The 12483-nt window shown below is 63.3% G+C and carries 9 protein-coding genes; 1 reads left to right on the top strand and 8 read right to left on the bottom strand.

Annotation, left to right across the window (positions count from 1 at the left end; genetic code table 11):
* The first annotated feature begins 304 nt into the window (after positions 1-304).
* Positions 305-574, top strand: a complete 270-nt coding sequence (locus NJH59_RS25585; RefSeq protein WP_353229557.1) for a toxin glutamine deamidase domain-containing protein — start codon at positions 305-307, stop codon at positions 572-574.
* Positions 575-1064: 490 nt separating this feature from the next.
* Here the strand turns inward: NJH59_RS25585 and NJH59_RS11500 are convergent, their stop codons facing one another.
* From NJH59_RS11500 to NJH59_RS11465, 8 genes are all read right to left on the bottom strand, one after another.
* Positions 1065-1571, bottom strand: a complete 507-nt coding sequence (locus NJH59_RS11500; protein ID WP_054916224.1) for a GNAT family N-acetyltransferase — start codon at positions 1569-1571, stop codon at positions 1065-1067.
* A 52-nt stretch (positions 1572-1623) separates the two neighbouring features.
* Positions 1624-2073, bottom strand: coding sequence for a hypothetical protein (locus tag NJH59_RS11495; protein ID WP_253086811.1), 450 nt, complete (start codon positions 2071-2073; stop codon positions 1624-1626).
* An 86-nt stretch (positions 2074-2159) separates the two neighbouring features.
* Positions 2160-3467: a carbohydrate porin gene (locus NJH59_RS11490; RefSeq protein WP_253086810.1), complete on the bottom strand. Its 1308-nt coding sequence runs from the start codon at positions 3465-3467 to the stop codon at positions 2160-2162.
* 156 nt (positions 3468-3623) lie between these two features.
* The gene (locus tag NJH59_RS11485; protein WP_054916226.1) at positions 3624-4316 is read right to left on the bottom strand and encodes a sensor histidine kinase KdpD; all 693 of its coding nucleotides are present in this window, start codon (positions 4314-4316) and stop codon (positions 3624-3626) included.
* Positions 4313-5920 (bottom strand): tetratricopeptide repeat-containing response regulator, encoded by a 1608-nt coding sequence (locus NJH59_RS11480; protein WP_043864364.1) that lies wholly within the window; start codon positions 5918-5920, stop codon positions 4313-4315. The genes NJH59_RS11485 and NJH59_RS11480 overlap by 4 nt, the downstream gene beginning before the upstream one ends.
* Before the next feature lie 251 nt (positions 5921-6171).
* Positions 6172-8892, bottom strand: a complete 2721-nt coding sequence (locus NJH59_RS11475) for a LuxR C-terminal-related transcriptional regulator (RefSeq protein ID WP_253086809.1) — start codon at positions 8890-8892, stop codon at positions 6172-6174.
* Between the two features lie 252 nt (positions 8893-9144).
* A complete protein-coding gene (locus tag NJH59_RS11470; RefSeq protein ID WP_043864362.1) occupies positions 9145-10509 on the bottom strand; it encodes a DUF1329 domain-containing protein in 1365 nt (454 codons plus the stop codon).
* A gap of 25 nt (positions 10510-10534) precedes the next feature.
* The gene (locus NJH59_RS11465; RefSeq protein ID WP_043864361.1) at positions 10535-12418 is read right to left on the bottom strand and encodes a DUF1302 domain-containing protein; all 1884 of its coding nucleotides are present in this window, start codon (positions 12416-12418) and stop codon (positions 10535-10537) included.
* Between the last annotated feature and the right edge of the window lie 65 nt (positions 12419-12483).

Genomic DNA, 12483 nt, shown 5'->3' with positions numbered 1-12483 from the left:
AAAGGCCTGTGTTTATAACTGCGTTATTGATGGCGTGACTCGTTACGTTGGAAACCGACGACATAGTTAAACGCAGTCAAGCTCACCTCAGACAAAAAGGTATAGTGGTTTCCGAAATCAGAGGGCTTGAGAATATTTCTCGTGCTGACGCTCGGGCAGTTGAGCAAACACTGATCGATTACGATGGCCTTGGTAAAGATGGCGGCACGTTAATCAATACTAACTCTACATAGTCCATCAAAAAACCGACCAAGTATGGTTTGTTTTGCGCCTGCAAGGCCAGGCGAAAGGTGTCCCGCTGAGTGTGTTTCAAAAACAATTTGGCTCTAAATTTGGCCCTATAACGGCGCCTGACAATATTGCGCAGCAAATGGCAAGCTCCGGAAATGGCGCTCGGGGAGTTGTGTTTGGTTCTTATGGGCTGGGTCAGCCAGGGCATGTTTTCAATGTGTTTAATCAGAATGGTGTTGTTAGATTCCTTGATGGGCAGACCGGGAAGCCAGCAAATCTCAGTAATTTCAAAATACTACGCAGTCTGGTGCGCTTCATGTTCTTGGAACAGCAAAGCCCTTAGAAAGTTATTTGGAGGACTACATAAAAGAGAAGGCCGTGAAATCTAGGTGATTTAACGGTGCAAAAGCAACTGGTGGCGCTGCCAGAAAGGTAGATGATCTAGCTACTAGTGGCTTAAGCTCAGCGTCAAACCTTCCAAGTGGAACAGGTCTTGGGCCACGCTTACGCACAGTGGTTTCCTGCTGCTGACCAAACAGCTCTTCGAGTTTGGTCGAAAGCAGTCGGGCCAGCTCTCATCGCTGGAATAATTGTCAATGCACGGCGGTATGGATCTCTGACATTCCGCACAAGGGCGGGTGGGCCGGGTGGCTCGCTCTGGCTGTGGGACGGTGACGAAGAGTATCGACTGGACAGGGCATTCAGCTCGCAAGAGCAGAAGTACCCCACCCGAGGATTAATCAGCGCGCCCTTGCTGGTCTAGCGCATCGAAAAAAACTACAGGGCCCAGCCCCATGAAGTCTGGTGAGGCTTGCCGCTGGTAGCCGGCCCTTTCAATGCATGACCGCCCGCGTAATCAAAAAGCTCAGCAACTCGCCCTCATCATCCAGTTCGATGGCCTGCACCGGCCGGGGCAGGTTGTCGAGCACGCTGCGCCAGAACGCCTGTGAGGTTTCATCCTGGTCATAGAAGCGCACCAGCCAGTCCCCTTCCCCACTCATCAGCACCTGGGTAGCCAATGCCTGGCCGATGCCCTTGCGCCGGTAGCGCTTGAGAATGAACAGGTCGGCCAGCTCCTGTGCGTCCAGCCCTGCCAGTTCGCTGCGCTCGACCAGCAGGAAGCCGGCGATGTAGCCATCGACCAGGATCAGGTTGGCGCTCCACTGCGGCTCCTGCCAGTAGCGGGCCAGGTGTTCGTCGTGGATGTAGAAACGGCCGTCCACCTCGACGTCTTCCTGCTCCCAGTCCGAGGACTCGTAGGCATAGAACTGGTAGAGGTTGCGGATCAGCTCGATGTGTTCAGGGCCGGTCGGGATCAGTTCGACGGTGAGTTCACTCATGGCTACGGCAGGGGCTCGATGAAAAAGAGCGCGCAGTCAGCCACGATTCGCGTCACAACTCAACCCATTCGCCCTGCGAGTAGACGCTGAACCGGTTCGACTCGGAAAGCCGCATGGTGTAGGACGATTGCACGTGGTGGGTCTGCCCGCCGTCGCCGAGCAGGCGTACTTCGGCACCGCAGATGAAGTTCGCATCGCGGTCCGGGCCCATCGATGCGCAAGAGACGGTGGAGACTTCTATGCGGCCCAGCACCTTGATCGGCGACGTCATCCGGCCACTGGCGTGAAGCTTGCGGGTGAAGTCAGCCATGGCGTCTTGCACCTGGCCCTGGGTCGGCATCCAGTCGGGGCAGACATAATCGTCACCGCTGCAACTCTTGTCCGAGGCCGCAGGGGCGGCGTAGGTGAAAACCGGGAAGAAGAACAGAGCGAGGGCAAGCAGTGCAGTGCGAAGCATGAAGGCGAGGCCATCCTGGGCGATCTGGGCGCGGGATGATGTCATGCAGCCCTCTTCGCCAGCAAGGCTGGCTCCTACAGTCCTGTGCAGGGGTCAGCCTCCAGGCGAACAAGCGCATCGCGCTCACTCCATCAGAACTGCACCTTCACCTGTACGCCGGCCAGCAACGCGTCCTGGGTGTCCTTGCCGGAAAATGCACCCGGCTCCATCACGTACTGCACGCTCGGGCGCACCGTCAGCCAGCGGGTTACCTGGGCGGTGTAGCTCAGTTCCAGCAACTGCTCGCCCATGTCCAGGTTGCTGACACTCTGCGCCTGGGCCAGGTCGCCACCGCGCTCCAGGTTGGCGATCTGGACATCGCGGCTGCGCAAGTTGAACACCGCACGGCCGTATGCCAACCCCACGTTGTCATGCTCGCGCGAAGCGAACGGTCGGCTCAGCACCGCTCCGGCCGCGTACCAGTGCGAGAACGGCGAAGTGGCCGTGTCGGTGTCGGTGGCCTGCGCGAACAGGCGTACGCTGCGCCCCCGGGTCGAATCCGAACGCCATACCATCTGGTCGACCAGGACATAGGCACCGTGACGCCCCGCCGCCTTGCTGTCGGGCTGGCCGATGCGCGCAGTGTCGGAGGTGTCGTAATACCAGCCGAACTTGTACTGCCCATCATAGGTAGCCAGGTTGTTGTAAATCAGCTCCACCGGCAGGATGGCCCCGGTGGTGCCGCTGGAGGTCAGGTCGAAGGCCTTGGACGAGGCGCTGTTGGTCTCGGGGTTCACGTTGAACCAGGCGGTCTGCACCGTCCACTCGGGGCTGATGCGGTATTTCAGCTCCATGCCCCAGTGCGCCGTGGGGTAGTTGCCCCAGCCACTGCCACCGGACATGCTCAGCGGGTGCGCGCAGAAACCTGCGTTGACGAAGTTGGTGAGGATGCCCATGCCGCCGAAGTCATTGCCCATGGCCATCCAGCCGAGCTTGACGTTCAGGTCGTCGGTGAACAGGCTGCGCGCATAGCTCAGTTCGCTCAGGCGCGTGTACAGCCCGCCATAGATCTCCTGCACCGGCAGCCGGTTGCCCACCAGGTCTTGCGAGGCGCTGTTGCCGCGCCGGTCATTGATCGTCAGCTGGACCGTGCCTGCATCCGCCTCGTCCAGCAATGTCTCGAGGTCGAAGGTGGCGCCCAGGCGGACCTGCTGCGCATAGCGCGCACCGTGCTTGAGGCCACCGCTGACCAGGCCCATGGTTTCCGACACATACTCGCCGGTGAGCTTGACGCCGCTCGCCTCCAGGCGTGAGCGGCTGCCGCCCCAGTCGCCGGTCAGGGTCGGGCTGTCGACAAGGGTGTCGAATGCATCGGCCTGCACCGCACACGCCAGCAAGCTGGAAGAAAGGCCCACGGCAAACGCGAGGGGGCTGAACGGAAAACGCGAAAAGAGGCTCAAACGGCCCTCCCGAAAGACAATAGATCACCACCCGGTCAGCGACGAAGACGCGAACCGGGACACAAGAAATGCAGGTGGCCTATATTACGGGATTTTATGTACTAACCGTTTAATTTGTAGACTTTGGTGCAACGCCCTGGCCGACCGGCGACTGGCTCAGGGCAGGTACAGCTGGAACAGGCCGCCGCCCAGGGCACCGCCATTGGCGATCTCGATGCGCCCGCGCACACCGTTGCGCTCGTGCAGCGCAGCAATGCGTTCAGCGAAGTACAGGCCCAACCCGGTGCTGCCGGTGTGCAGGTTGATGCCCTGCACGTAGTCGGCCTGACGGTCGATCATGCCCTGTGGATAACCCGGGCCGTCGTCATTGATGCTCAGCACCAGTTGCTCGCCCTGCTCGGCCACCGTGACCAGCAAGGCGTGCCCGGCATAGCGGATGGCGTTGTTGATCACGTTGGAGATCACCGAACCGACCAGCTCGCGGTCGAAGAAGCCCAGCGGGTTGAAGGCATCGATCTCGTAGCGCGCAATGATCTCGCGGCTGTCGATGATCGGCTGATTGGAGGCCAGCAGGCCGCCGATGAAGTCGTCCAGGTCATGGTAGTCGGGGCACATGGGCAACTGATTGACCCCGAGTTTGTACAACCCCAGCAGCTGCACGAGCATGCCGTTGAGGTGCGCGAACTCGTGCTCCACCACCGCCTGCTCCGGGCCTTGCGCCTGGGCGGCCGGCAGGCGCGACAGCCACTGGCTGTGCGCCTGCATCAGCATCGCCAGGGAGTTCTTCATGTCGTGTACGGTGGAGGCGATCACCGTGGAAAAATCCAGCCCCTGGGAATCGTTGCTCATGAGCCCACCGCCCGGATACGCAGTTTTCGATAGCGCTCGTAGCGCGGATCGGTATTGGGAATGCCCGCCACCTTGGCCAGGCACGCGCGGCATTCCTCCAGCGCGGCGCTCGAGGGGTTTTCCCCGGCCATGCGCAGCAGCGCCTGGGCAGTGTTCAGTGCAATGCTGATGTTCTTGGGCTGCAACGCCAGCGCGCGCCGGAACTGCTCCAGCGCCTCGCCGACCTTGCCGGCCTGATAGCTGCGCACGCCCTGGCGGTTGAGGTCGACGGCTTCGTTGCCGGCGCCCAGAATCGTCGGGTCGTCGGTCAGCTTGGCGATGCTCTGCATCACGCTCGCGTCGTCACCGTAGACTTCCACGCAGTTCTTGAGGATGGCCGTGCCCGCCGCCTCCTGACCCAGTTGCTGCAACTGCGCAGCCACTGCCAGGGCGGTTTCGGCCGAGAAGAACTGGTCCATGTTCTCCAGCCGCGCAACCGCCGCCTCGGTGAGCTTGGCGGCCGTCTCGGCATCGCCCGCCTGCGCCAGGCCGGTGGCCTTGATCAAGCGCGCACGTACCTGCAGGCCCTGGTCGTCGGTGTACTCCTTGGCCACATCGCCCAGCACCTGGTTCAGCTCCACCCGTGTGCGTGCATCCAGGCCGTTGCCCACGTTCTTCTGGATCAGCGCCTGAGCCAGGCCCAGGTTGCTTTCAGGGTCTTTGAAACGCGAATTCTGGCCCTGGCTCACGGCCTGGCGATAGGCCCGCGACGAGGTGTCGAAGTCGGCGTTGCCCAGGGCCAGCTTGCCCAGCTGCATCTGCCGGCGGACCGCCAGCGGCGACAGGCGTACGGCCTCTTCGAGCACCGACTGGGCACGGCGGGTTTCACCTGCGGCAGCCAGCACGTCGGCCAAGCCGTCGTACAGGCCGGGCATCATCGAAAACGCCTTGATCGCCTGTTCGTAGATTTCCTTGGCCTGGACGGCCTGGCCGCGCTTGAACAGCAGCTTGCCCAACGCCGCGTATGCCCATGGCGTAGGGCGGTTGGCCAGGATCGCCTTGAGAAAGCGCTCCAGCTCTTCATGCCGGTTGAGGGCGCCCAGGGCGTCGGCACGGTAGCGCAGGCACAGCGGCGCGAAGCGCGGGTCCTGCTTGCACAGGTTGTCGCAGGCCAGCAGCACTTCGGCCGGTCGGCCACGGTCCAGCGCCTGCAAGATAGGCTTGAGCAGGGTCTTGCGCTGTACCAGCTTGTCCAGGCGCTGGGTCAGCCCCAGGCGGTTGAAGGGCTTGGTCAGGTAGGCGTCCGGCTCGTGCTCCAGGGCACTGAGCACCACCGCCTGGCTGCTCTCGGCCGTCACCATGACAAAGATCGCCTCGTGGCTGATCAGCTTGTCGATCATCAGGTCTTCCAGCACCTGCTGGCCGTTCTTCTTGCCGTCGCCCAGGTGGAAGTCGTGCAGGATGAAGTCATAGCGCTTCTGCCCGCACATGCGAATCGCCGTCTCGCCGCTCTCGGCGGTATCGACGTCGCGGATACCCATTTCCCGCAACATCGAACGCACGGACGTGCGGAAGTCGGTGAAGTCATCGACGATCAGAAAACTTTTTTGGCTATACACCAACATCCACAAAACCTGACTTGGAAGAAAGAAGAGCGGCGCCAAGGCGCCTACAGGGACAGGCTCGGCTTCAGGACGCAAGCAGCGCGACGATCATCGCCAGCGCATGCTGCTTGGCAAGCAACGTCAACGGCTGCAGGCCTCGGAAAGGCTATCGGCAGCACGTGCACTTTGCTTGAGGCGCCGCAAGCATGCGGCACGAAGCCAACGCGCCAAGCGTGATGGCGCGATGCCATCATACTTGGCCGACTGCCGTGCTACAACAGGCCCAGCGCCTTGGCCCGGGCGACCGCCTGGGTGCGGCGCTCGACGCCGAGCTTGCTGTTGATGTGGCTGGCGTGGGTCTTGACGGTGTGCAACGAAATGAACAGTTGCTCGCTGATCTGCTGGTTGGAACACCCCAGCGCGATCAGCTTGAGCACCGACATCTCTCGCGCACTCAGGGCCTCGGTGCCCGCCCCGGGGGCCGGCGGGGTATCAACCACCGGCAACAGCGACAGCAGGCGCGCCTGCACCGGCCCCGCCGGCTGGGCCAGCAACTGCTCGCGTGCCCACTCGGGGTGATCTTCCAGCAGCCGCTGGAAGGGTTGCAGCACGCCCCCCTGCGCGGCCTCCAGGGCCTGGGGCAGCAACACCACGGCCGCCTCTGCAGCACCGCTCGCCAGCAACAGGCCGATATGCTGACACACCGCGGTGGTGCCGAGCAGCTGGCCGCCATTGCTGCGCCCGTGCTCGGTCAGCGCCTGCAGGCGTTGTGCGGCCTGTGCGGTACGCCCCTGGGCCTGTTCCAGCAGGGCCTGCTGCAGTTCGATGTGCAAAGGCAGCAGCGGATGGAACTCCGGTGCGGCGGCGGCACGTTCGCCACCGTAGGTCTGGCCCAGACGCAGCAGCCAGGATTCGGCCAGGTCCATGCGCCCCTGGGCCAGCCACAGCTCGCATTTGACCAGGGTGATCATGGCCAGGTAGAACACCGGCGGCACGTCCCAGATATGCATCAGGCGCTCGGCCTCGGCCAGCTCGCAGAAGGCCTCGGTAAAACGCCCCTCGCGTCCGTCCAGGGTGGCCAGCACACAATGCCCGATCAGCACGCTGATGTCGCGACAGGCACGCGCTTCCACCAGCCCGGCGCGCAAGCGCGCACGCCCTTCCTGGGGCTGCAGCCCGGCGACCAGCAGGTAGCCTTCGTACAGCGCCAGGCGCGCACGCGCCGCGTACAGGCGCTGGGCCGACAGCCCTTGCAGGCGTTGCAGGCCGTGGCGCACCTCCTCCATCGAACGCAGGACCTCGCCACGGGCATGCAGCACCCGCGCGCGATCGTAGTGGGCCAGGGCCTCGAACAACGGGTTGCCGACCCGCCGTGCCAGCTCCAGCGCCTCGCGGTTCCAGCCACGGGCGTGCCAGAAATCGCCCTCGGCGATGGCCAGGTTGGACAACGTGGACAGGCACATCAGGCGCTGGCCGTAGCGCTTGGTGGGCAGGCTGCGCAGCGCCTGCTGGCAGTACGAGCGGGTTTTCAGACGGTCGCCGCGACCGCGGGCGATGATTCCGCTCAGGGCCAGCCATTGCGCCAGCATGGACTTCTGCGCCGTGGCCGAAGGCGCCGGCAGGAACCGGCTGAGGTGGCTGACCAGTTCCTCGGCCGCATCCAGCTGGCAGGCCAGCCCCAGCGCCCAGCTGTACAGCACGATCAGGCGCGGGGTGCTGATCAGCAGGCTGTCGGGCAGGTCCATCTTCCAGCGCAGCAGCATGCCGACGTTCTGTTCGGCCAGCAGTTGCTCTTCGGACAGGTTCTGCACCAGGTTGGCCGCCACGTCCAGGTGACCGGCGCGCAGGGCCTGCTCCACCGCCTCGTCGAGCAGGCCCTGGGCGTGGAACCAGCGGCACGCGCGCAGGTGCAGGCTGGCCAGCGGCTGGCTGGCCTGGCGGGTGCGCAGCAGGTCGGAGAACAGGTGGTGATAACGCAGCCATTGACCCTGCTCGTCCAGCGGTACCAGAAACACCTGGTGTGCCTTCAGGTAACGCAGTATCTGCGCGCTGTCGTGGCTTTCGCGCAGGGCATCGCACAGGTCGGCGCAAAAACGCTCCTGGCAGGCGGTGTCGTAGAGAAACGCCTGCACCTCGGGCGGCAGGCAGTCGATGACTTCTTCGAGCAGGTAGTCGCGGATCAGCCCTTCGCCGCCATGCAGGGCGTGGGGCAAGGCGCTGTCGACCCCCGCCTCGGAGGCGGCCAGCAGCCAGAAGCGCAGGCCGGCGACCCAGCCATCGCTGCGTTGAATCAGGTTGTCCAGGGCCTGGCCACGCAGCGTGGTGGGGTGCTGGTCGAGCACGGCCAGGGATTCCTCGGGGCTCAGGCGCAGGTCCTGTTCGGTGAGTTCGAGCAACTGCTGCGACAGGCGCAGGCGCGCCAGGTGCCAGTCGGGACGCTGGCGGCTGGTGACCAGCAGCACCAGGCCAGGCGGCAAATGATTGAGGAAGAACTGCAGGCAGCGGTCGAGCACCGGGCCCTGGGCCAGATGGTAGTCATCGAGCACCAGCAGCAGCGGGTTCTGCGGGTGCAGGTGCAGGGCCAGTTCGTCGAGCAGGCTGTCGAGCCACTCCTCGAAGGCAAAAGGCTGGTGCCGCTGGCGCATCTTGAGCAGGCCCAGGGCCTGGTTGCCCAGGTCCGGGCAGAACTGCTGCAGCCCTTCGAGCAGGCGCTCCAGAAAGCGCCCGGGGTCGCTGTCGCGCTGGCTCAGCCCCAGCCACAGGCTGCCCCACGAGGCCGGCAGGCTCTGGCAGAACTCCACGGCCAGCGAGCTCTTGCCGAAACCGGCGGGCGCCGAAACCAGCAGCAGTCGACCGCTAAGGCCGGCGTGCAGGCGCTGGCATAGCCGCGGGCGCGGCACGTGCCCCTCGGGCAGTGGTGGACGGTAGAAGCGGCCCTCCACAGCGCTGATGGCCTGGCTGGCGAACCCTTGCATACGCGACAGATCAGTCATGGCCGGCTCGTTTTAGTTGGAAGTCTTCGGCAGAACAGACCCGCCGAGACTAGCGCTTTAAACGGCACATTTGAAGATGATTGGCGCAGAGGTCGGAAAAAAGACTACAACAAAAAGCGACAAAAACTCACGAAGCGCAGCATTGCGTGCAATTCATCCCGCATTGCCCCTCACGGCCTGTTGTCGGGCCACACACAGAAACGCCCCGGGCAAGCCGGGGCGTTCTGGGGATCACACGGAGGAGGTTCTAACTCAGCGCACACCATCCTGGCGCAGCGCTGCCGGCTGGAAGTCGGCCTTGCTGGCAGTGAAGTCGAAGTTGTAGGCCTTCTGCTCTTCGTTCTTCATGCCCAGCGCCAGGTAACGGCCCGACTGCAGGTCGTAGATGGCTTCCAGGGTGTACCACGGCACCTGCTTGTTGTAGTAATCCTGGGCATGTGCCTCGGATACCCGCCACAGCTGGCCGCGGCCGTCGTACTGGTCGATCACGGCCGCTTGCCAGGTGTCTTCGTCGATGTAGAAGTCACGCTTGGCATAGATGTGCCGCTGGCCCGGTTTCAGGGTGCCCACCACATGCCACACGCGACGCAGCTCGTAACGGGTCAGGTCCTGGTTGATATGCCCCGGCTTGATGATGTCGGCATACTTGAGGCTCGTCGAATCGAGCTTGTAGCTGTTGGAGGCAATGTACATCTCCTTCTTGCCTTCCAGCTTCCAGTCGTAGCGGTCCGGCGCACCGTTGAACATGTCCAGGTTGTCGGAGGTACGCAGGCCGTCAGCGGCGGTACCCGGGCCGTCATACGACACTTGCGGGGCCTGGCGCACGCGGCGCTGGCCAGCGTTGTACATCCAGGCCTTGCGCGGCTCCTTGACCTGGTCGAGGGTCTCGTGAACCAGCAGCACGGTACCGGCCAGACGCGGCGGGGCGGTCACTTTCTGCTTGAAGTAGAACAGCACGTTGCCAGGGTTGGCCGGATCGAAATCCTTCAGGCGATCGCGGAACATGAACTGTTCCTCGAGCTTCACCATGCTGTAGCTGCCGTTCTGCTGCGGCGTGGCCTGGTTCACCACACGCGTGACGCCACCGCCACGGTAGCGGGTGATGTGGTTCCAGATCACCTCCACACCGCTTTTCGGGATCGGGAACGGAATCGCGATCTGGAAGTTCTCCAGCCCGTTGCCGCCAGCGACCAGGTTGGTGGTGGTGGCGTTCTTCTTGATGGCGGCGAACACCGAGTCCGGCACCGTGGAGCCACGCTGGGTCGGGTACACCGGCAGCTTGAAGGTGTCCGGATAGCGCTTGAACATGGCCAACTGGCCAGGGGACAGCTTGTCCTTGTACTGGTCGACGTTCTGCGCGGTGATGGTGAACTTGGGCTTGTCGTTGCCGTACGGGTCGGACAGGAAGCCCTTGGCATCGACCGAACCGGCCGTGGTGCTCAGGGGCTGCCAGGCGGTGATCGAACCGTCGGCATTGCCGGCCTTCTCGGCGCCCATCGGGGTCAGGCTGGTGCCCAGCTTGGCGGCTTCGTCGGCGGACACCGCCGCCATCACGCCGGTGGCGAGCAGCGACAGGCTCAGCACACCGATTTTCAACAGACTCTTGGTTGCTTTCATGATCTTGGTCTTCCCGGATCAGTGCTTAGAAGTTCACGCCGAAGCTGAGGGCGATGAAGTCGCGGTCATCCACGGTGGTGTACTTGCCATCGAAGAAGTTGGTGTACGACAGGCTCGCGGTGTAGGTGTTCTGGTATTCGGCGTCCAGGCCCAGGCTGACCGCCTTGCGCCCTTCCTCGAAGTTGCCGCCCGGGCCTGGCGAGTAGCCGGACACGTCATGCGACCAGGCCACGCTCGGCTTGAGGTTGACCCCGGCGAACACATCGTTGTAGTCCCAGATCACGCGGCCACGGTAGCCCCACGAGGTGCTGGTGGTGTAGCCGTCCTTTTCGCACTTGCGGCTGCGGTTGGCGGAGGAACCACCGCCAGGCGCGGCGCCACCGATGGTGCCGGCGTTGAGGATGTCCGAGCAGGTGTTGAGGCCGAAGGTATCCGGCAGCGGGCCAGGGCCATACACCGGATCGCGGCCGTAGCGCAGCTTGTCGGCGCTTTCCAGGCCGCCCACGTGGGTCACGCCCACTTCACCTACCACGGTCATGCGGCTGGCGCCCATCACCTGGTCGAAGAAGTGCGTCAGGGTGGTCTGGAACTGGGTGATTTCCTTGCGCTTGTAGCCGTGCAGGTCGGTATCGGCCTGGCCCTTGAGCAGCGAGGCATTGCCGAACGTGCCGCCCAGCTGGGTGACCCCGGCGTACAGGATGTCGGTGGTGTTCAGCTGCACCGGTGCGTTCGGCCGGTAGCTGATTTCACCGCTCCACGCGGTGCCGGTAGGCAGGGTGGTGGAGAAGCTCAGGCCGTACAGGCGGATGTCTTCGGGATACTCGACGAAGTACTTGGAGTTGCCCGCCACGATGGCGGCGCCGGTGCGCGGGTCGACCATGCCGGCAATGGCGTAGGCCTGTGCAGAAGCCCCCGTGGCGCTGAAGATCGGCGCACGGCTGTGGTAGTTCATGGCGTAGGCGCCGAACTCGGTATTGAGCGGTTCGAACATGTAGCGCAGGGCAACACCGAACTGGCCGCTGTCACGGGCATCGCGGTCGGGGCCGCGCGCCACCTTGATGCCTTCCTCGTTCACGTCCACGCCGAAGTTGGCCAGGCCGGCGATCTGTGCCGGGGTCATGGTGCGGCTGCTGGACAATACGCGCAGGTTGTCGGTGCAACCGTCGGCGATGATGTCCGGCTGGGAGAAGAAGGTGCCGCAGTTGTCGACGACGGTCTGGTCCCATTCCAGCTGGTAGAAGGCTTCGGCCGACAGGTTGTCGGTCAGGCTCTGGGAGATGTAGAACATGTTGACCGGGATCAGGCCTTCCTTGATCTCGGCACCCGGGCGGCGGAACGCGGAAACGTCGATGGGGTTGATCGAGTTGATGCCACCACCGATGAAGGTACTTTCACCCCAGCTCACCACCTGCTTGCCGAAACGCACCGAACCCGGCAGTTCGCCAATCGAGTAGTTGTGGTAGACGAAAGCGTCGAGCAGCTCGGCACCGGACGACTTGGCGCCCTCTTTGCGGTTGGAGTCGCTGATGTCCTTGAACTGGCGGTGTTCGTCCTTGAGTTCGAAGTCGTACCAGTACTTGCCACGCACGAACACGCCGGTGTCGCCGTACTTGAGCTCCAGGTCGTGGATGCCCTTGAAGATCTTCGAGAAGGTCTCGCCGCGCTTGAAGTTCAGGTGGCCGTCGTCGGAGGTCTGCGACAGCCCCTTGCCGCCGTTGTTGACGCCGATCAGGTTCTGGTTCGGCTTGGCCGTCGACCAGCTGGCCCCCACGGACAGCGACGAGTCGAACTGACCTTCGATTTCACCGATGTTGAAACTGACGCCGAATGCAGGGCCGGCGAGCGTAGAAGCGAGGCTGACGGCCAATGGCAATTTCGCCCGGCGCCAGAACAGATTTACTGATGTCATCGACGCTACTCCATGTACTTTATTTTTATGGCAGTGAGTCCTTTGAGAAACGCATCGAACGACCG

This window comes from Pseudomonas sp. VE 267-6A (genome assembly GCF_024126555.1).
Taxonomy (GTDB): Bacteria; Pseudomonadota; Gammaproteobacteria; order Pseudomonadales; family Pseudomonadaceae; genus Aquipseudomonas; species Aquipseudomonas palmensis.
Note: the sequence above shows the minus strand (reverse complement) of the source record. Positions and strands in the feature narration are given on the sequence as shown.

Excerpts from the sequence above, each read along its gene's own strand:
- NJH59_RS11480 (WP_043864364.1), bottom strand. The coding sequence starts at position 5,920 with ATGTTGGTGTATAGCCAAAAAAGTTTTCTGATCGTCGATGACTTCACC.
- NJH59_RS11495 (WP_253086811.1), bottom strand. The coding sequence starts at position 2,073 with ATGACATCATCCCGCGCCCAGATCGCCCAGGATGGCCTCGCCTTCATG.
- NJH59_RS11470 (WP_043864362.1), bottom strand. The coding sequence starts at position 10,509 with ATGAAAGCAACCAAGAGTCTGTTGAAAATCGGTGTGCTGAGCCTGTCG.
- NJH59_RS11485 (WP_054916226.1), bottom strand. The coding sequence starts at position 4,316 with ATGAGCAACGATTCCCAGGGGCTGGATTTTTCCACGGTGATCGCCTCC.
- NJH59_RS11475 (WP_253086809.1), bottom strand. The coding sequence starts at position 8,892 with ATGACTGATCTGTCGCGTATGCAAGGGTTCGCCAGCCAGGCCATCAGC.
- NJH59_RS11500 (WP_054916224.1), bottom strand. The coding sequence starts at position 1,571 with ATGAGTGAACTCACCGTCGAACTGATCCCGACCGGCCCTGAACACATC.
- NJH59_RS11465 (WP_043864361.1), bottom strand. The coding sequence starts at position 12,418 with ATGACATCAGTAAATCTGTTCTGGCGCCGGGCGAAATTGCCATTGGCC.